This window comes from Pseudarthrobacter sp. AB1, from assembly GCF_014926485.1.
Lineage (GTDB): Bacteria > Actinomycetota > Actinomycetes > Actinomycetales > Micrococcaceae > Arthrobacter.
On the sequence record NZ_PZKO01000035.1, the window covers coordinates 30,407 to 48,566 of the forward strand.

General features: G+C 65.4%; 18 protein-coding genes and 1 tRNA gene. 10 read left to right on the forward strand and 9 right to left on the reverse strand.

Translation table 11 applies throughout. The features are described from left to right. Positions 1-127 precede the first annotated feature (127 nt). Positions 128-442, reverse strand: a complete 315-nt coding sequence (locus DAD99_RS09905) for a hypothetical protein (protein ID WP_193341397.1) — start codon at positions 440-442, stop codon at positions 128-130. Positions 443-598: 156 nt separating this feature from the next. Further along, positions 599-1,453: a LysR substrate-binding domain-containing protein gene (locus DAD99_RS09910; protein WP_193341398.1), complete on the reverse strand. Its 855-nt coding sequence runs from the start codon at positions 1,451-1,453 to the stop codon at positions 599-601. Positions 1,454-1,614: 161 nt separating this feature from the next. Here DAD99_RS09910 and DAD99_RS09915 point away from each other — a divergent pair, with 161 nt between their 5' ends. Next, positions 1,615-2,991, forward strand: coding sequence for an MFS transporter (locus tag DAD99_RS09915; RefSeq protein WP_193341399.1), 1,377 nt, complete (start codon positions 1,615-1,617; stop codon positions 2,989-2,991). An 88-nt stretch (positions 2,992-3,079) separates the two neighbouring features. Here DAD99_RS09915 and DAD99_RS09920 read toward each other — a convergent pair whose 3' ends face one another. After that, the gene (locus DAD99_RS09920) at positions 3,080-4,234 is read right to left on the reverse strand and encodes a N(5)-(carboxyethyl)ornithine synthase (RefSeq protein WP_193341400.1); all 1,155 of its coding nucleotides are present in this window, start codon (positions 4,232-4,234) and stop codon (positions 3,080-3,082) included. After that, a complete protein-coding gene (locus DAD99_RS09925; protein ID WP_185261864.1) occupies positions 4,231-4,368 on the reverse strand; it encodes a hypothetical protein in 138 nt (45 codons plus the stop codon). The genes DAD99_RS09920 and DAD99_RS09925 overlap by 4 nt, the downstream gene beginning before the upstream one ends. 199 nt (positions 4,369-4,567) lie before the next feature. On the opposite strand from DAD99_RS09925, the gene DAD99_RS09930 reads away from it, so the two are divergent. Further along, a complete protein-coding gene (locus DAD99_RS09930; protein ID WP_193341401.1) occupies positions 4,568-4,945 on the forward strand; it encodes a hypothetical protein in 378 nt (125 codons plus the stop codon). Positions 4,946-4,985: 40 nt separating this feature from the next. Here DAD99_RS09930 and DAD99_RS09935 read toward each other — a convergent pair. Continuing rightward, positions 4,986-5,059: transfer RNA gene (locus DAD99_RS09935), tRNA-Gly, on the reverse strand. Positions 5,060-5,308: 249 nt separating this feature from the next. Between DAD99_RS09935 and DAD99_RS09940 the strand changes: the two genes are divergently transcribed. Then, positions 5,309-5,752 carry an SRPBCC family protein gene (locus DAD99_RS09940; protein WP_193341402.1) on the forward strand — a complete coding sequence of 148 codons (444 nt, stop codon included), beginning with the start codon at positions 5,309-5,311 and terminating at the stop codon, positions 5,750-5,752. Positions 5,753-5,755: 3 nt separating this feature from the next. Here the strand turns inward: DAD99_RS09940 and DAD99_RS09945 are convergent, their stop codons facing one another. Beyond that, positions 5,756-7,477, reverse strand: coding sequence for a CAP domain-containing protein (locus tag DAD99_RS09945; protein WP_309233240.1), 1,722 nt, complete (start codon positions 7,475-7,477; stop codon positions 5,756-5,758). A 138-nt stretch (positions 7,478-7,615) separates the two neighbouring features. Between DAD99_RS09945 and dcd the strand changes: the two genes are divergently transcribed. Then, the gene (dcd, locus tag DAD99_RS09950) at positions 7,616-8,191 is read left to right on the forward strand and encodes a dCTP deaminase (protein ID WP_185261861.1); all 576 of its coding nucleotides are present in this window, start codon (positions 7,616-7,618) and stop codon (positions 8,189-8,191) included. Positions 8,192-8,253: 62 nt separating this feature from the next. Here the strand turns inward: dcd and DAD99_RS09955 are convergent, their stop codons facing one another. From DAD99_RS09955 to DAD99_RS09965, 3 genes are all read right to left on the reverse strand, one after another. Beyond that, positions 8,254-9,435: a cation:proton antiporter gene (locus DAD99_RS09955; RefSeq protein ID WP_193341403.1), complete on the reverse strand. Its 1,182-nt coding sequence runs from the start codon at positions 9,433-9,435 to the stop codon at positions 8,254-8,256. 5 nt (positions 9,436-9,440) lie between these two features. Next, positions 9,441-9,923, reverse strand: coding sequence for a cation:proton antiporter regulatory subunit (locus DAD99_RS09960; RefSeq protein WP_185261859.1), 483 nt, complete (start codon positions 9,921-9,923; stop codon positions 9,441-9,443). Positions 9,924-10,016: 93 nt separating this feature from the next. After that, the gene (locus DAD99_RS09965) at positions 10,017-11,420 is read right to left on the reverse strand and encodes an MFS transporter (RefSeq protein ID WP_193341404.1); all 1,404 of its coding nucleotides are present in this window, start codon (positions 11,418-11,420) and stop codon (positions 10,017-10,019) included. 195 nt (positions 11,421-11,615) lie between these two features. Between DAD99_RS09965 and DAD99_RS09970 the strand changes: the two genes are divergently transcribed. From DAD99_RS09970 to mnhG, 6 genes are read left to right on the forward strand one after another with little or no spacing between them, the layout of a single operon-like run. Then, positions 11,616-14,660, forward strand: a complete 3,045-nt coding sequence (locus DAD99_RS09970) for a Na+/H+ antiporter subunit A (protein WP_193341405.1) — start codon at positions 11,616-11,618, stop codon at positions 14,658-14,660. Further along, positions 14,657-15,250 (forward strand): Na(+)/H(+) antiporter subunit C, encoded by a 594-nt coding sequence (locus DAD99_RS09975; protein WP_193341406.1) that lies wholly within the window; start codon positions 14,657-14,659, stop codon positions 15,248-15,250. Before DAD99_RS09970 ends, DAD99_RS09975 begins: the two co-directional genes overlap by 4 nt. Then, on the forward strand, positions 15,247-16,854 hold the full coding sequence (locus DAD99_RS09980) for a Na+/H+ antiporter subunit D (RefSeq protein WP_193341407.1): 1,608 nt from the start codon (positions 15,247-15,249) through the stop codon (positions 16,852-16,854). Before DAD99_RS09975 ends, DAD99_RS09980 begins: the two co-directional genes overlap by 4 nt. Continuing rightward, positions 16,851-17,396, forward strand: coding sequence for a Na+/H+ antiporter subunit E (locus tag DAD99_RS09985; RefSeq protein ID WP_193341408.1), 546 nt, complete (start codon positions 16,851-16,853; stop codon positions 17,394-17,396). The genes DAD99_RS09980 and DAD99_RS09985 overlap by 4 nt, the downstream gene beginning before the upstream one ends. Next, positions 17,393-17,671 carry a monovalent cation/H+ antiporter complex subunit F gene (locus DAD99_RS09990; protein ID WP_111908152.1) on the forward strand — a complete coding sequence of 93 codons (279 nt, stop codon included), beginning with the start codon at positions 17,393-17,395 and terminating at the stop codon, positions 17,669-17,671. Before DAD99_RS09985 ends, DAD99_RS09990 begins: the two co-directional genes overlap by 4 nt. Beyond that, positions 17,661-18,083 carry a monovalent cation/H(+) antiporter subunit G gene (gene mnhG, locus DAD99_RS09995; RefSeq protein ID WP_193341409.1) on the forward strand — a complete coding sequence of 141 codons (423 nt, stop codon included), beginning with the start codon at positions 17,661-17,663 and terminating at the stop codon, positions 18,081-18,083. Before DAD99_RS09990 ends, mnhG begins: the two co-directional genes overlap by 11 nt. Positions 18,084-18,160: the final 77 nt, after the last annotated feature.

The following is an 18,160-nucleotide window of genomic DNA, read 5'->3' on the forward strand; positions in this document are numbered from 1 at the left end:
GGCCTAAGACACGAAAAGGCCCGGTGGCCACCTCTTGGATTCTTGGGGCGGTTGCCGGGCCTTCGCTATTGAATAGTTGGGTAGTGATCAGGGGCTGCGCCGCGGCGAGCCTGGAGACCGTTGGTGATCAGCCCAGATACCAGCCTGGGGGAGTCCACGATGCAGGAACATTGTGGGCGGAGAAATTTTCGCAACGGGTGCAGGTGTAGGCGACTTCGCCCAGTGTCCTGACCGCCCCGTCACGCCGGTACACCGGCGGAATATAGGACTCGAGGTAAATGAACTCATCAGTGCCGCACTTGTCGCATGTGGGCTTGCCGATGTACTCGGCGGCCCGCGAAATGCCGGTGTTGTGGCTGGAATGATGGGTGACCAGCGGCCGTGCCGTGCTATGTCGCTGGGTATATACAGTGTGTAAATGGGTATTCTCGGCTGTCGTCATTGGCTGCCTATCCCGAGTACGGCCGCATCATGGGCTGCAGGGCGCACTCGTAGTGTTAAATTTGCCACTGCTTGACCCATGGATAATCCAGCATAGAGGAGGCGGGCTTTTACTTCAATGGTTCGTAAACAGCCCTGAACCCTGCGGCAAATTTGGTCAGACCGACTTTTTGAGCGTCCGTCCGACGATGGCCTGGGTCAGCGCATCGATCACCTCGGCGTTGGCCAGCGGGTTGCGGATGAGGGTGAAGTCGACGTCGCCCACCGGCGGCAGGTCGAACCGGCGGGTGATGATTTTCAGGTCTTCGGGAACCAGCGACGTCGGCATCACGGCAACGCCGATGCCTGCCCGGAGTGCCGCCAGGACGCCGCTGATCTGCCGGGTGGTGCACGTGATCCGCCAGGTCCGGCCGCTTGATTCCAGCGCATCGATGGCCAGTTTCCGGCTAAGGCTGGGGGAGGGGTAGGCGATCAGGGGTACGGGATCCCCGGGCTCCAGGGACGTCTGCTCCAGTCCCACCCAGGAAAAGGTGTCGTGCTGGACCACCGTGCCGTCCTTGACGCCGGCCACCCACTTCACAAACACCAGGTCCAGCTGGCCCGCGTTGAGTTTCTTGTACAGCTGGTCGCTCTGGCCAACGGTGAGCTCCAGGTTGATCTGTGGATAGACCTGCCGGAACTCACGAAGGATCCGGGGGAGGCCGGTGATGGCCAGGTCATCGGCCGTGCCGAAACGCAGCCGACCCCGCATGGCCGAGCCGGAAAAGTACCGCGTGGCGGCATCGTGGGCCGCAAGGATGGTGCGGGCGAAGCCGGCCATCGCGTCCCCGTTGTCCGTGAGCCGGACATCGCGCGTATCCCTGCTGACCAGGATGCGCTTCGCGGACGTCTCCAGCTTGCGGACATGCTGGCTGACGGTGGGCTGTGCCAGGCCCAGGCGTTCCGCTGCCTTGGTGAAACTGAGCGTCTCGGCCACAGCAAGGAAGGAGCGGAGCTGGGCGGGTTCGAACACGATGGACTCCTTGGCTGCCTGGCCGGCTGTTCACCCACGTCAGAGCGGGAGATATTACGTTTTGTAATGGTAGTTATAGACGCGATAAGACTACATAATCACGTGGGATCAGCCTAGCGTGGGAAGCATCCCAGTCCGCCCGCTTCCCTGAGGACATCCCTGTGGCACCCCCACCGCCAACGTCGGCAACCGTCAGCCAGCCCGTCATCGACTCCGCCTCCGCCGCTTCCACCCGGACCCAACCTATCGCCTTGGTCAGTGAACACCTTCCCTGGCGGCACACGTTTATCTCCCTGCGAGTCCCCAATTTCCGCATCTTCGCGATCGGGCACTTTGTCGCGGTCACTGCCCTCTGGATGCAGCGGATCGCCCAGGATTGGCTGGTGCTGGAACTGTCCGGTTCCGTCACCGCCGTGGGCATCACGGTGGCTCTGCAGTTCATGCCGTCGCTGCTTCTGGGGCCGTGGGGCGGCATGATGGCGGACCGGTTCGCCAAGCGCAGGATCCTCATCCTTTGCCAGAGCCTCGCCGCGGTCCTCGCTGCGGCACTCGCGGTGCTTGCCCTGACGGGCGCCATCGACGTGTGGCACGTCTATGTCATCGCGCTGCTGCTGGGCCTGGTCACGGTACTGGATCAGCCCGCGCGCCAGGTGTTCGTCAACGAGCTGGTAGGTCCCAGGTACCTCCGGAACGCCATCAGCGTCAACTCCACCACGTTCCAGCTGGGCGGACTGATCGGCCCGGCGCTGGCAGGACTGCTGCTCACCGCCGTTGGCGCCGGCTGGGCCTTCGCCGCGAATGCGCTGGCGTGCTGCTCCACGGTGACCATGCTGCTGCTCCTGCGCAAGGACCAGCTGTTCCTCAGCGCTCCCGCCCCCAAGAGAAAGGGCATGCTGCGTGAGGGGCTGCAGTACGCGCTCAGTAAACCCACCATCTACTGGCCGTGGCTGATGGCCGGCTTCATCTCCGTCTTCGCCATGAGCCTGCCTGTCCTGCTCGCCGCCTTCGCGGACCACGTGTACGACGTCGGTGCCGGTGGCTATGGCCTGCTGAACGCCCTGGTGGCACTCGGAGCGTTGGCCGGTGCCGTCGCCTCCACCCGGCGCCGCCAGCTGCGGCTCCGGTCGGTGGTATTCTGCGCCGGAATGTACGGTCTGATGCTGTGCCTGGCCGCACTGGCGCCGTCCATGGTGTGGTTCAGCGTGGTGATGGTCCTGTCCGGGTTCTGGTGCCTGATGTTCCTGACCGGTTCCAACCAGCTGGTCCAGATCAGCTCCAACATGGGGATCCGGGGCCGGGTCATGAGCCTGTACATCATGGTGCTGATCGGCGGCCAGGCCATCGGCGGGCCCATGCTCGGCTGGATCGCCGAGCACGTGGACCCGCACGTGGCACTCTTGGTCTCCGGCGGGGTGCCGGCGCTCGCCGCGGTGACTGTCGGCGTCGTCCTGGCCCGAAAGGGCGCGCTGGCACTCAGGGTGGACCTTAAGGACCGGCGCCACCCGCTGCGGATCATCAGCCGTGAGGCTGCCGCGTAAAAAGCATGCGTAAACAGCCAGAAGGCCCGGACTAGAGGGCCCGCCTAAAAGGGCCGCGGCGTACGCGCCGCGGCCCGAGGGGTGCCGGCTAGGCCGGGAGGTGCGGGTACTCGGCCTCGCGCCGCTGGAATTCCAGCACGTCCTTGTTGAGGACCACGCCCTCGCGGATCTCGATGGAGCGGGAAATGGTTTCGTTTCCGTCCCACGCCTCCGGGCCGCCGATGACCGTCTCAAGAAACGGCAGCAGGGCCTGGCTGATCTCCCAGCTGGAGGAATTCCAGAGGTAGGACGGGCTGTGGTCCACGGCGTAGTAGTTGATGTGGTCGCCGATGGTAAACATCGGTTCGGCGAACGTGGTGGAGCGCGCCCAGCTGAAGCCCATTCCCTCATCGCATGACACATCGACCACCAGGCTGCCCGGGCTGAACGCCGCGAGGTCCTCAGCCCGCAAATACGTCAGCGGATTGTTCGGGTCCTGCAGCGTGCAGTTGACCACGACGTCGCTTTCAGCCAGGAACGGCGCCAGCGGAACCCGGCCCCGCTCAGTGATGACCTGGCTCAGGAAGGGCGCCTTGTCGTCATGATCAAACTGGACGATGTTGACCGAGTGGATCGGGGCGCCGACGGCGGCTACTCCCCGGTTGGTGAGCACCTGGACATCGTGGATGCCGTGCGCGTTCAGCGCGGTTACGGCGCCGCGGGCGGTAGCGCCGAAGCCAATCACCACGGCACTGAGCCGGCGGCCGTAGTCGCCGGTGGATCCGGTGAGCGAGAGCGCATGAAGTACGGAGCAGTACCCGGCCAGCTCGTTGTTCTTGTGGAACACGTGAAGCCCAAAACCGCCGTCGCTCGCCCAGTGGTTCATCGCTTCGAAGGCAATCAGCGTGAGCTTCTTGTCGATGGCCAGCTGCGTGATGGCACGGTCCTGGACACAGTGCGGCCAGCCCCAGAGGACCTGGCCGTCCCGCAGTTCCGCGAGGTCCTCCGGCTGCGGCTTCGGCAGGAGGACGACGTCGGCCTCCGCCAGTAGCGCGTCCTTGGTGGCCATTTTGCCCACCAGGGTTCCGAGGTGGTCATCCGAGACGCCGAAGCGCTCGCCGTAGCCCTGCTCCAGGATGATGCGCTGGCGCAGTTCCGGCGCGATCCGCTCGAAATGCAGGGGGTGGATGGGGAGGCGGCGTTCGTCCTGTTTCCGGGTGGAGGCCAGGACGCCCAGGGTCAGGTGGCTCTGTTTGCCACTCACTTCTTTTTTGCGGCCTTGGACGTGACGTCCAGGGAGGTGGCCGGGGCTCCGGCGGCCCGCTTGTCGGCGCGCTTTTCCTTGATGGACTTGCCGGCTTTTTTGGATGCTGCTTGACGCGGGGACTTGTCAGCCATGATTGCTCCTGTAGCGGAACCGAAGAGGTTCCTGACTTCTGACGATACACGGCAGGGCCTAACGGCCACCGGAGGATGAGCGTACAAAGTTGAAACCGACCCGCCGGCGCGCCGACCATTGTGCCCGCGGGTTCCCGGTGTGAAAATGGCGCTCTGGGCACTGTGCCGGGCAGGCCTGCGGAAGTACGGGAACAGAATCATGGGAACCATCACGATTGAGAGTACGGTCCTTGTCCCCTGTGGCCGCCCGGAGGTCTACGCGTTCTGCGTGGATGTCCAGGCCCGCTCGACAGTTCCTGGCCAGGAGGGCGTGGTGCTCCATGTCGAGCACCTGGTGGCGGACCGTTCCTGGACCGAAACACACGAGACCCGCACGGAAACCATCACCTGTTCGTGCGTGGTGTATCCCGTGGCGGACAGCACCCGGCTGACCGTGACTGCGCAGTACGTTCCCAAGGGAATCGGGCGCATGTTTTCCGGGGTCAAGGAGGGCACCTACCGGAAACAGGAGGCGGCCAGGCTCGCGACGCTGAAGAAGGCTGTTGAACGGGCCATCAGGAAGGCCCGGAGCAGCTAGGAATCGCTGCCGCGCGGCGAACACCATGATTCGAAGATTTTGGAGCGGCTGACGGGAATCGGACCCGCGTATCAAGCTTGGGAAGCTAGCGCTCTACCATTGAGCTACAGCCGCATCGCCCTGTTTTGAGCGGGGCAGAACTTAGCTTAGCGCAGATGCGATCCAGCGTCCGCACCGGGGACACGCACTGCGTGCGTGTCCGCCGGGATAGACGCTACCCACCGCGTCATCCAGTAACTCTTCAATAACGGCGCCGCCGGTGGCTAGGTCCGGGGCGGGCCAAGTGGCTACTCTGAACCCGTTAGCTGCGGTGTCATGGGGGTGGGGCGGGCTACCACTGACCGCCGCTAACTAAGGACTCCCATGGCATTTGCAGAGCACGAGGTACTTATCCGGTGCGACGCAATGAGTGTGTACACGTTCCTGGTGGACGGCATGAACCTTCCGCAATGGCGGGGGGGCATCCGCAGCATCAGCCTGCTGACCGGTGCCGCCGGAACCAAGGGCGCCGTCTACCGGCAGACCACCACGGGCCGGTCAGGCCGGACCATCTCCGCCGACTTCGAAATAACGCAGGCCAGGCCGGGCGCCGAGATCGAGTTCCGGGTGATCTCCGGACCGTCGCAGCACTCCGGCGGCTACTACCTCAGCACCGAACCGGCCGGCACAAGGGTCAGATTCGCCCTCGAATACCAGCCCAGGGGCCTCCTGGGCCTGATGAACACCGGCATCCAGCGCACCATCAAGGCCGAAGTGTCCCAGCTCGCGCGGCTCAAGGATGTCCTGGAAGTGCGGTCGGCGGCCTGAGGGCTACTGCGCCAGCCGCTGGCCCGCCCAGCTTCCGGTGATGTTCGACGGCGACGCCAGGGTTCCGGTGCTCAGGTTCCAGTACTGCACCACGTCATTGGCCCGGCGCAGCGCCACCCCCGTGGAGTTCAGGGCGGTCACGTCACGCAGCGGACGGATTCCGGTGACATCGGCCCAGTCGGTGGTGACGGTAAGGCGGGCTTCGACGCGTGGCACCGGAGTGCCTGCTCCGCGGTAAAGCAGCACACCGCCGTCTGGCTTTATGGCCAGGAGATCCTGGAAACCGTCGGCGTCATAATCCACCATGGCGAGCTTCCTGGCCGATACGCCGGTGGCCATCTGGGTGCGCGTGGACATGTCGGCCAGGCCCACGTTCGGGTAGAGGAACAGGGTGCCGCCGGCATCCAGGGCGACCAGTTGGGGAAGCCGGTTGTTGGCACACCAGCCGCCCACGGCCAGCGTCATGGTTTCCCAGCCGCCCGAGCCCAGTGTGAACGAGGGTTGGAACCCTCCGGTGGCGATACCCCGGTGGAGCGTCAGCCGGCCGTCGTTCCACTGGGTCAGGAGGTCATAGGCGCCGTCACGGTCCCAGTCTGTGGTGAGCACATCCTTGGCCGTACCGAATCCGGAGCCGATGACCTTGGCAGCACCAAAGGTCCTGTTCCCTGTGGAGGGGCGGTTGATGAGCTGGCCTGAGGCGTTGATGGTCACCAGATCAGCTGCACTGTTGATCGCCGCGCTGGCCAGGTCCAGGGTGGGCGGCATGTGTTTGACGGCGGGATCGCACACGGTGGGCGCCGGGACGGGGAACGCGCCCCCGCCGGCGGAACTGCCCCCGGGGGAGGTGACGGTGCCGGCGGGCAGGGTGGTGTAACCGAAGAAGTTCACCACGCCCCAGATTGTGTACTGGCTGTTCGTGTAGGAGATCCCGGCGCCCATGACGTTGAACCGCGGATCGAGCAGCATCGCGTTGTGGCCGGGCGAGGTTTTCCACCACTCCACCAGCATTGCCGCGTTGCGGTCCGTGCGAATGGCGATGACCTCACCAGCGCTGGTCGGGTTCAGGGCCCGGGGATCGGTCCAGAAGCTGGCGCGGTGTTCAATGACTTCGCGGGAGGCGATGCTGTTGGACCACTCCTGCGCCAGGCCGGCAACCGTGGGGTGGTACTTGACCGGGGCCAGGCTATTGGCCACCCGGTACTTGTTGATTTCGTTGAAAACCGTGAGGATGGCGGCTGTGTTGCTGTCCGGCACCAAGGCCTCGGTGCCAAGGGATCCGGTAGTGAGGGATTCCGGTGCGCCGGCTGGCGGGGCGGGAGCCGCGGTTTTGTTGTGCGCCAGTTCAGATTCGGGGGCCCAGAGGGGTGGGAGTGAGGGCGGCTCGGGCGCGACTGGTTCGGATGCGGTGGTCACGGGGGCAGCCACCGTCGCCGCCGGAGGCGCTGCTGCGGTCCCTGACGTGCCTTCTCCAGCGGGCGAGGCCGGTGTGATCACCGGTTCCACGGCTGGGGCGAGCAGGGACCCCAGTCCGGTACCCGCGTCCGCTGCACCGCCGTCGTCGTCCGCGGTTCCCGCCGGGCCCAACGTGACCGTGCGTGGCCCCAGGGCACCCACCTGGACTGACGGCCCATCCACCGGTGGGCCGGAATACATGCCGGAGGCCGGGGACACCAGCGCGAGCGCACATAGCATCGCCACAACGGCGGGCGCCGCAAATTTATTCAAAACCAACCCCAGATCAGTTCAGTTGTACCAACCGGGGAGACCATCCGGCGGTGTCATTCTGAGGCAACATTAGCCCCAGTAGGCGACAGCAACAACGAAAAAGTGTGCGCTGTGGACAACGCATAGTAATTTGGGACGGTGCTGATCTCTGACCGCGACATTCGTGCCGAACTAAACTCCCAACGGATCGTCCTCGAACCGTACGATCCCGAGATGGTCCAGCCGTCGTCCGTGGACGTCCGGATCGACCGGTTTTTCCGACTCTTCGACAACCACAAGTACGCGCATATCGACCCAGCGGAAGAGCAGCCCGAGCTGACCCGGCTGGTGGAAGTGGAGAGCGGAGAGCCGTTCATCCTGCACCCCGGTGAGTTCGTGCTGGGCTCCACGTACGAGACGGTCACGTTGCCGGACGATATTGCTGCGCGGCTGGAAGGCAAGTCCTCCCTGGGCCGCCTGGGCCTGCTGACGCACTCCACGGCGGGGTTCATTGATCCGGGGTTTTCCGGCCACGTCACGTTGGAGCTCTCCAACATGGCCACGCTGCCCATCAAGCTCTGGCCTGGTATGAAGATCGGCCAGCTGTGCTTCTTCCGGCTGACCTCGGCTGCTGAGTTTCCTTACGGTTCGGGCGAATACGGCAACCGGTACCAGGGCCAGCGCGGGCCGACAGCCAGCCGCAGCCACCTGAACTTCCACCGCACCGAGGTCTGAGCCGCTTCAGCGACGGGTTGGTGAGGGGTGAGATCCCCCGGGGAGAGGTGCGGGCCCGTGGCCTATGCCTTTGCGGCCAATCGAACCGGCCCGCCGAAGGCCTTCAGTGCCGGCTCCACATAGCGCGCTGCCAACGGCCCGAGGATGGCCATGATCAGCACGTAGGCGGTTGCCAGGGCGGCGAGGTCGTCCGGGACCACGCCTGACGCCACGGCCAGTCCGGCGATCACGATGGAGAACTCGCCGCGGGCAATCAGTGCGGCGCCGGCACGGATGCGCCCCGGACGGGCAATGCCGGCCCGCTTGGCGGCCCAGATCCCTGTGAGCATCTTGGTAATGGCCGTGATGACCGCCAGGAGCAGGGCCCAGCCGAACACCGGCGGGATGGTGGCCGGGTCTGTGTTGAGCCCGAAGGCCACAAAGAAGATGGCTGCAAAGAGGTCCCGTAGCGGTTCCAGGATCCGGGTGGCGCTGTGGGCGGTAGCCCCCGAGATGGCGATGCCCAGCATAAACGCGCCCACTGCCGCTGAAACCTGCAGGGCGGACGCGACGCCAGCCACCAGCAGTGCAGCGCCGAGGAGATTGAGCAGGAAAACCTCGGAATTTTCGCTGTGCACGGCCTTGGACACCCTGTGGCCGTGGCGGAGCGCCACCATCAACACCACGGTGACCACCGCCAGGGAGATCCCCACTGTGGTGAGACCGCCCAGGAAGCCCACGCCGGAGAGGGTTGCAGTGAGGATGGGCAGGTACACGGCCATGGCCAGGTCTTCGAACACCAGGATGGACAGCACCACGGGAGTCTCGCGGTTACCGATCCGGCCAAGGTCCGTGATGACCTTTGCCGCGATCCCGGAGGACGATATATACGTGACACCGCCCATGACCATTGCGCCTACCAGGCCCCAGCCAAGCAGCAGCGCCAGTGCCGCACCGGGAACGAAATTCAGCACCAGGTCAAGAACACCGGCCTGCCAAGACTTGCGCAGACCGGTGAAAAGCTCGGCAGCCGTATATTCCAAACCGAGCATAAGCAGCAGCAGGATCACGCCGATTTCGCCGGAGAGATGTGCGAATTCTTGCATGCCTTCGAGCTTGACCACGCCGCCTGCGCCGAAGGCGAGTCCGCCAACGAGGTAAAGCGGGATGGGTGACATTCCGATCCGTCCGGCCAGCCTGGCCAGGAGGCCAAGGCAGAACACAACGGCCCCCAGTTCAATGAGGGTCAGGGCCAGCGGGTCCATGGCGCTCAGCCGTTGCGCAGGATGTCGGCCGCCGAATCGAGGCCTTCTTGCGTTCCCACTGCGACCAGGAGGTCACCGGAGTGAAGGACGACGTCGGGTCCCGGCGACGGGAGCACCTCGCCTTCACGCATGATCGCCACGATCGAGACTCCGCAACGGGTGCGGATGCAGGCCTTCCCCATGGGTTGGTTCTGGAACGGGGATTCCGGAGCGATGGAGAACTGCCGGGTCACGATGCCCGGAATCTCCTTGTGCTCCTCACTCAGTTTCATGGCCAGGTGCTGCCCGCCCAGGAGGTTGCCCAGGGCAGCGGCCTCATCGCCGGTCAGGGGGATCGACGCCTGGCAGGTGTCAGGATCGTCCCAGGTGGAAACGATGAGTTCCATCATGCCCTCCCGCAGCTCCACGACGCCGATGCGGCGGCCGGAAGCCGTCATGAAGTCCTTCCGACGGCCCAGGCCGGGGAGGTCAGTCTCGTCCACGTTCATACAACCCAGCCTAGTCTCCACAAACGGATTTCGGGTGGGTGCGCGCAGGGCGGCACGCGCGTCCAGGGAGCGGGGCCTAAGTATCCGTTGGTGCTAGGAGACGGGAACGACGGCGATGGCCGTCTTGGCCGGCGACTTCACCGGGAGCAGAACCAGCAGGCCGGCGAGCAGCACCACCATGATGCCGAGTATGCCCCAGCGCTGGGCCTCGCCGGGCGCCACCAGCGGAGTGGCCAGCACGATGCACAGGGTGAACAGCGCCGGAGCCAGGAAGCTGACGGCGCGGCCGGTGGTGGCGTAGAGGCCGAACAGCTCGCCGGACTCACCGTGGGGTGCCAGCCGGGCAAGGTATGCCCGCGACGAGGATTGGGCGGGCCCCACAAACAGGCTCAGGAACAGTCCGAAGACCCAGAACGTAGTGCTGCCTGCCCACGCCGTGCCAAAGAAGATGTAGTCCCCGTTTCCGAGGACCAGGATCATGGTCCCGGCGATCAGCAGCCCCACGAGGGAACCCACAATGACGGCCTTGGGCCCCACCCGGTCGTCCAGGAACCCGCCGATGACCGCTCCCACGGCCGCCGCCACGTTCCCGAAGATGGCGAAGAAGATGACTTCGGATAATTCGAAGCCGAACGTGCCGGCCGCGATGATGCCGCCGAACGTGAACACGGCCGCGAGGCCGTCGCGGAAGACGGCGCTGGCCAGGAGGAAATAGATGGTGTGTGGACTGGTGGCATAGATTGCCTTGATCCGGCGGAACAGCAGGCGGTAGGAGGCCAGGAGTCCCAGGGGTTGGGCCCGCTCCGGCCGCGGGAGTTCAGGGACAGCGAAGAGAACCGGCAGGGCGAAGATGAAGAACCACAGGGCGGAGAACACTGCTACCAGCCGGATGTTCAGGCTGTCCTCGGTGGAGGCGCCGAACCAGTCGAAGCTCGGCTGCACAAAGAGCTGCAGCACAATCAGCAATGCCACAATGCCGCCCAGGTAGCCCATGCCCCAGCCGAATCCGCTGACCTTGCCGATGTTTTTCGGCGTGGAGATCTGGGCCAACATGGCGTTGTAGTTGACGCCGGCGAACTCAAAAAACACATTCCCCAGCGCGATGAGAGAAACGCCCAGCAGAAGAAACTCCGGCCGGGGGAAGACAAAGAAGCACAGGCCCGTCAGGATGGCCACGGCGGCCGTGTTGACCCCAAGCCACAGCTTCCGGCGGCCTCCGTTGTCCGAGCGCTGCCCGGTCACCGGAGCAAGCAGCGCGATGGCGATCCCCGCAATGGCCAGTGCACTGCCAAGAACGGCAGAAGCCTGGTCTTCGCCACCGAAGGCGTTGGAGGTGAGGTAGACGGTGAAGACGAAGGTGGTCATGACCGCGTTGAAGGCCGCCGAACCCCAGTCCCAGGCGGCCCAGGCGAGCACCCGGCCCTTGCTGGTGGCCTGGGTTCCGGACGCGAGTTCCGATGACGGCTGCATGGCCTCAGGAGCGCTGGCGGTGTTCATAGCCTGAATCGTATCCGCCCGTGGCGAACAGGGCGGTGGTGATACGCCGGGCACCGGGGAAATTCCGGGGAGGCGTGGTCCGGTCCGGGGAAAAGTGTCAGGGCTGCCTTGGTAAACTGTGGCCACTGAACCTGACACATGAACCGCCTGCCCTGACTTTTTGACAATCGAATCCCTGACATAGCGGAGATACCAGTGATCACAGTTCTTGCCGTGCACTTTGCGGTGGCCGCCGTGGCGCCGTTTCTCTTCAGGGTCTGGGGCCGGAACGCTTTCTACGCGCTGGCGGCTGTGCCCGCTGCATCCTTTGCCTGGCTGCTGTTCCAGCACGCGGGCGTGTACTCGGACGCCGGAGCGGTCTCGGAGGTCTTCCCGTGGATTCCCGGGCTGGACCTTGAATTCGCCTTCCGGCTCGATCCCCTTGCCTGGGTGATGTCGCTCCTGATCCTGGGCGTCGGCGCCTTGGTGCTCGTCTATTGCGCCCGGTATTTCAGCCCCGAAGACCGGGATCTGGGTGGATTCGCCGCCCAGTTCCTCGCCTTCGCCGGAGTGATGTTCGGCTTGGTGATAGCCGACGATCTTCTCCTGATGTTCATATTCTGGGAACTCACCACCATCCTGTCCTACCTGCTGATCGGCTTCGCCCGCACCAGGCTGGCGGCCCGGCGTTCGGCGCTGCAGGCCCTGATGGTCACCACCGCGGGCGGGCTGGCCATGCTGGTGGGGCTGGTCATGCTGGGGCACAGCGCCGGCACCTACCGGATTTCGGCGATTCTGGCGCAGGCACCCACCCTGGTGAGCGGACCTTCGGGCGCAACCGTTGCTGCCGCCGTCGTACTTATCCTGACGGGCGCCATCAGTAAGTCCGCCCTGGTTCCCTTCCACTTCTGGCTTCCCGGAGCCATGGCGGCTCCCACCCCGGTGAGCGCATACCTCCACGCCGCGGCGATGGTGAAGGCCGGGATCTACCTGGTGGCGCGGCTCGCCCCGGGGTTTTCCGACGCCATGTACTGGCAGATCATCGTGCTGGGGCTCGGCCTGGCCACCATGCTGGTAGGCGGCTACCGGGCGCTACGGCAGACCGACATCAAACTCATCCTGGCCTACGGCACCGTCAGCCAGCTGGGGTTCCTGACGATGGTGGCGGGCCTGGGCACGCCGGATGCAGCTCTCGCGGGGCTCGCGATGCTCCTCGCCCACGGACTTTTCAAGGCCACCCTCTTCCTGGTGGTAGGCATCATCGACCAGCAGGCGGGGACCCGCGATGTCCGCCAGCTGTCCGGCGTGTTCCGGTCGTCGCGGGCGCTCGGAATTGTGGCCGGCATCGGTGCCGCCTCGATGGCCGGTGTCCCTCTGCTCGCAGGGTTCGTGGCCAAGGAATCAGTCCTGGAAGCTTTTGTCCACCACGCATCCGACGGCGAGGCCTGGAGCATGGTGGTGCTCGTGGGCATCGTCATTGGGTCCATTCTCACGTTCGCCTACAGTGCCCGCTTCATGTGGGGAGCGTTCGCGGTGAAGCCGGGTATTGAGCGGACCACGTTCAAGGCGGTCAAGCCTTCCTTTCTGGCGGCCCCGGCGCTCCTCAGCCTCCTGAGCGTCGTCTACGGCCTCTGGCCGGCGCCGGTGGACGCCTGGGTCCAGCCCTACGCGGCGCTGTTCGCCTCCACCGCGTCCGACGCCGGCACACCGGCCGAGCAGGCAGGCCACCTTGCGCTGTGGCACGGTTTCACAGCATCCCTGGGACTGACCGCCCTAACGTTCGCGCTGGGTCTGGCGATGTACTTCGGACGAACCCTGGTGGCCCGCCTGCAGTCCCGCGTGCCCAACTGGATCGACGGCGACCGCATCTACCAGCTCACCATCGGTGCCCTGGATGACGCCGCCGTCTGGATCACTGGCCGCACGCAGCGTGGTTCCCTGTACTTCTACCTCGCCGTTATCCTCACGGTGGCATTCGTCCTGCCGCTGACGGCCATGCTGCTGGCGGGCAAGCCGCTCCCTGCGAACCTTTATTTCATCGACCCCTACTCGCCGCTGCAGCCGGTGGTCGGCGCGGGGATTGTGATCGGCGCGTTGGCCGCGGTTAAGGCCAACAAACGGTTCCTCGCTGTGCTGATGGTGGCAGTGTCCGGGTACGGGATCGCCCTGATGTTCGCGCTCCAGGGCGCACCGGATCTTGCCCTGACGCAGGTCCTTGTGGAAACCATTATCCTGGTGGCCTTCGTCCTGGCCATGCGCAGCCTGCCCGCCGAACTCCGCGACCGCACCGGCGGCAAGTACCGGGTGGTCCGTGTGATCATCGGGGCGGCTTTCGGAATCACCATGGTCTTCGCCGCCATCCACGCCATGGGCGCCCGGGTGGCCGCCCCGGTGTCCTTGGAATTCCCCCGCCTCGCCTATGAAGGCGGCGGCGGTCTGAACATCGTCAACGTGACGCTGGTGGACATCCGTGCGTGGGACACCTTCGGTGAAATATCCGTCCTGGCCCTGGCCGCCACAGGTGTGGCCAGCCTTATCTTCGTCCGCGACCGTGGAGACCGGAGCAGGGTCCCTGACACCATTGCCGAGGGCAGCGTTGGCCGCCAGATTGCGGTGGATCCCGGGTCGCGGGACGCAGCAGCTCTGGCCATCAGCCGCAAATTCGCAGCCTCCGCCCGGGACGCCTGGATCGTGGCGGGGCGCACCCTGGCACCGGAGCGGCGCTCCATTATCTTTGAAGTGGTCACGCGGCTGACCTTCCACTCCCTGATCATCTTCTCGCTTTACCTTCTTCTGGCCGGCCACAACCTGCCCGGCGGCGGATTCGCCGGCGGCTTGACTGCCGGACTTGCCTTGGCCATCCGGTACCTGGCCGGTGGCCGGTTCGAACTGCGCGAGGCCACCCCCGTCGGCGCCGGGACGCTGCTGGGGATCGGGCTCGCTACGGCGGCCGCCTCCGGTGTGGTGCCGCTGCTGCTTGGCGGCCAGGTATTTCAGACCGCCATCATTGAACTCTGGCTTCCGGTGTTCGGGGACATCAAGTTCGTCACGTCCACCATCTTCGACATCGGCGTGTACATCGTGGTGATCGGCCTGGTGCTGGACGTTCTGCGCAGCTTGGGCTCCGAGATCGACGAACACTTCGAAGAGCAGCGGACTGCTCCTGCCGAAGATCTGCCAACCCACCACGACCCTGCCGCTGCCCCGGTGCAGGAGCCCGTGGGGGTCCCCGCCGGAACCGCCGCGACGGACCAAGCATGAGCGTCAACCTGACCCTGCTGACCGTCATGGGTGCCCTGTATGCGTGCGGCATCTACCTGATCCTGGAACGCAGCCTCACCCGGGTGCTGCTGGGACTGATGCTGCTGGCCAACGCCACCAACCTGCTTATCCTGGCCACCGGCGGCTATGCCGGTCTGGTGCCGCTGTACAACAAGGACACCGCCGCCCAGGAGTACTCGGACCCCCTTCCGCAGGCACTGATTCTCACGTCGATCGTGATCTCCTTCGCAGTGACGGCCTTTATGCTCGGCATCATTTACCGCACGTGGGTCCTGGCCCGCCAGGATGAGATCCAGGACGACGTCGAGGACCTCCGCGTCGCCGAGACGCCCCGCTTCGATGCCGAGGATGATGCCCCCGTCCCAGCCGAAACGTCCGAGTTTCCCCTGACCATGCTGGGCGGCGACGGGGGCGCCGTCTCAGACCACCCGCGGACGGCGGACGGCCCGGAAGCGTCCAGCGGTTCCGTCACGGTCGGGGCCAAGGAGATTCCTGCCGCGGATGCCGCCGCTGAAGAGCAACCCGGCTCGCAGAACGTAACCCCTGGTCCCGAAGGAGGTGTGAAGTGAACATCGCAAGCTTTGCCCCGCTCGCCGTCGTTCTTCCCATCCTCGGTGCTGCCCTGGCCTTCCTCCTGATCCGGCACTCCCGCGCCCAGCGCGCGGTGAGCATCGGGGTGCTGTCCCTGACGCTCCTGCTGGAGTGCCTGCTGCTGGGCTCCGTGTGGGACGGCGGAACCGCCGCCGTGAACATCGGTGGCTGGCTGCCGCCGTGGGGCATCACGATGGTGGTGGACCAGTTCTCGTCCCTCATGCTCGTGGTGTCGTCGGCTATCAGCCTCGCCGTGCTGGTCTATGCCACCGGGCAGGGCATGGCCGACGGTGACCACGACGCGCCGGTGTCGATCTTCCACCCCACCTACCTGATCCTGGTGGCCGGGGTCTCCAACGCGTTCCTGTCCGGCGACCTGTTCAACCTGTACGTCGGTTTCGAGATCCTGCTGACGGCAAGCTATGTGCTGATGACGTTGGGCGGAACCGGCCCGCGCATCCGCGCCGGTGTCACTTACGTGGTGGTCTCCGTGGTGTCCTCGGTGCTGTTCCTGATCTCCATCGCCATGGTCTACGGCGCCACCGGAACCGTGAACATGGCCGACCTCGCCATCAAGCTGGCCGACCTGGACGGGGGAACCCGGACCCTGCTGCACGTGATGCTCCTGGTGGCCTTCGGCATCAAGGCGGCCGTGTTCCCGCTCTCCTTCTGGCTGCCTGACTCCTACCCCACGGCGCCCGCGCCCGTCACCGCGGTATTCGCCGGCCTGCTGACCAAAGTCGGGGTCTACGCGATGGTGCGCACGGAGACCCTGCTCTTCCCGGGGGACAGCCTGAACACTCCGCTGATGGTGGCGGCGCTGCTGACCATGGTGGTGGGAATCCTTGGCGCCTTGGCGCAGAGCGACATCAAACGTCTGTTGTCCTTCACCCTGGTGAGCCACATCGGCTACATGGTGTTTGGGCTGGCTATGTCCTCGGTGGCCGGACTGGGCGCCGCCGTGTTCTACGTGGCCCACCACATCACCATTCAGACCAGCCTTTTCCTGGTCACGGGCCTGATCGAACGCCGTGGCGGCAGCTCCTCCGTGGACAGGTTGGCAGGCCTGGCCAAGCTGTCACCCATGCTGGCCCTGCTGTTCTTTATACCCGCCATGAACCTGGCCGGGATCCCGCCGTTCTCCGGGTTCCTGGGGAAGGTGGGGCTCATCCAGGCGGGCATCGAACTGGGCACCCCGCTGGCCTACGCCCTGGTGATCGGCGGCGTGGTCACCAGCCTCCTGACCCTGCTGGCAGTCGCACGGGTCTGGAACCGCGCGTTCTGGCGCAAGCCCTCGGACGCCGAGCACCCGGACCCTGTCTTGCTGGCTGCGCCCGAGGATTCGGACACCGGCAGCCGGGCCGGCCGCAAGAACGTCACGCTGCTGCCCCGGACCATGGTGGGTTCAACGCTGGGCCTGGTGGCTCTGGGAGTGTCACTGACGGTCTTCGCCGGCCCGCTGTTCACAGTCTCGGACCAGGCCGCCCACGAAATGCTGGACAGATCCGCCTACATCCAGGCCGTTCTGGGCGAGGACACGCAGGTTCCCTCGGTGGCACTGAAAGACGGAGGAGGCAAATGAGCCGCCGGCGGATTTCCCTGCGCCAGGAACTGCCCCTGCTGGTATGGCTGGTGATTGTCTGGGGCGCCCTGTGGCAGGACTTCAGCCCCGGCAACCTGCTGTTCGGCGCGTTGCTGGCCGTGCTCGTGGCCCGGATGTTCTACCTGCCGCCGGTAGAAGTCAGCGGCCGCTTCAACATTCTTCACGCCGTGCCATTTGCCCTGCGTTTCCTGGGCAGGGTGGCGGCAGCGAGCGTTGAGGTCATGTACCTGGCGGCTGTCCGCGGCCCGCGGGTCATCAGCTCCGTCGTCGCAGTGCCGTTGCGGAGCCACCAGGACCTCATGGTCACCGCCACCGGGCACGTGATCTCGCTGATTCCGGGCTCCCTGGTGGTGGAAGTGGACCGGTCAACGTCCACCTTGTACCTCCACGGGCTCAACGTCAGCAGCCCGGAAGAGGTCGAGAACCTGCGCAGGGAAGTCCGCTCGATCGAGGCTGGCCTGATCAGGATCATGGGCTCCCGCGAAGAACTCGAAGCAATCCGGCAGGAGGCCGCAGCATGATGCAGACCGTTCTGGCCGTTACGGCGGTCATTCTTTCGCTGGCAGCGGCGGGAGCCATCATCAGGATCTCCCGCGGCCCGTCGCTGCTGGACAGGGTGCTGGCCTCCGACGTCCTGCTTGCGATTCTCGGCGCGGCCCTGTGCATCGATATGGCAGTCAACCGGCACCTGAACAACCTGATGCTGCTGGTGGCGCTGTCCATTGTCGGCTTCATCGGGTCAGTGACAGTTGCGCGCTTTGTGGCCGACCGGCGGGAGCAAGCCAATGAATCCTGAGGCCAGCGTGGTTGATAACCTCATCGATACCGTGTCGGCGGTGTTCCTGGTGGTGGGTGCCCTCATGTCCCTCGCCGCCGCCGTCGGACTGCTGCGCTTTCCGGACCTGCTCAGCCGCATGCACGCGGCCACCAAGCCCCAGGTGCTGGGGCTGTTCCTGCTCCTTGCGGCCATCGGCCTGCAGATGCGCACCTGGTGGGTGTGGCCCGCGCTGCTCGTGGCCTGGATCTTCCAGCTGCTGACCGTGCCGGTTTCCGCCCACATGGTGGGCCGTGCCGGGTACCGCACCAAACACCTGCACCGCGAGCTGCTCAGCTCCGATGAACTCGACGCCGTGGTTCAGAAGGCGGCACAATCCGCCCGGGATGACTCTTCCCGGGATGAAGCGGGCGACGGCGGCCGGCGGGACTGAGCCTCACTCGCCGATGCTTACGTACCGGCCCCGCGCGTGAGTTTTTGTCCAGATAACGCGGCGTCTGGGCCGTTTGG

Bases quoted from the DNA above. Each gene is read 5' to 3' on its own strand.
- DAD99_RS09905 (WP_193341397.1), bottom strand. From the start codon at position 442: ATGACGACAGCCGAGAATACCCATTTACACACTGTATATACCCAGCGA.
- DAD99_RS09925 (WP_185261864.1), bottom strand. From the start codon at position 4,368: ATGGCTGACAAGTCCCCGCGTCAAGCAGCATCCAAAAAAGCCGGCAAG.
- DAD99_RS09930 (WP_193341401.1), top strand. From the start codon at position 4,568: ATGGGAACCATCACGATTGAGAGTACGGTCCTTGTCCCCTGTGGCCGC.
- DAD99_RS09940 (WP_193341402.1), top strand. From the start codon at position 5,309: ATGGCATTTGCAGAGCACGAGGTACTTATCCGGTGCGACGCAATGAGT.
- DAD99_RS09955 (WP_193341403.1), bottom strand. From the start codon at position 9,435: ATGGACCCGCTGGCCCTGACCCTCATTGAACTGGGGGCCGTTGTGTTC.
- DAD99_RS09960 (WP_185261859.1), bottom strand. From the start codon at position 9,923: ATGAACGTGGACGAGACTGACCTCCCCGGCCTGGGCCGTCGGAAGGAC.
- DAD99_RS09965 (WP_193341404.1), bottom strand. From the start codon at position 11,420: ATGAACACCGCCAGCGCTCCTGAGGCCATGCAGCCGTCATCGGAACTC.
- DAD99_RS09975 (WP_193341406.1), top strand. From the start codon at position 14,657: ATGAGCGTCAACCTGACCCTGCTGACCGTCATGGGTGCCCTGTATGCG.
- DAD99_RS09985 (WP_193341408.1), top strand. From the start codon at position 16,851: ATGAGCCGCCGGCGGATTTCCCTGCGCCAGGAACTGCCCCTGCTGGTA.
- DAD99_RS09990 (WP_111908152.1), top strand. From the start codon at position 17,393: ATGATGCAGACCGTTCTGGCCGTTACGGCGGTCATTCTTTCGCTGGCA.
- mnhG (WP_193341409.1), top strand. From the start codon at position 17,661: ATGAATCCTGAGGCCAGCGTGGTTGATAACCTCATCGATACCGTGTCG.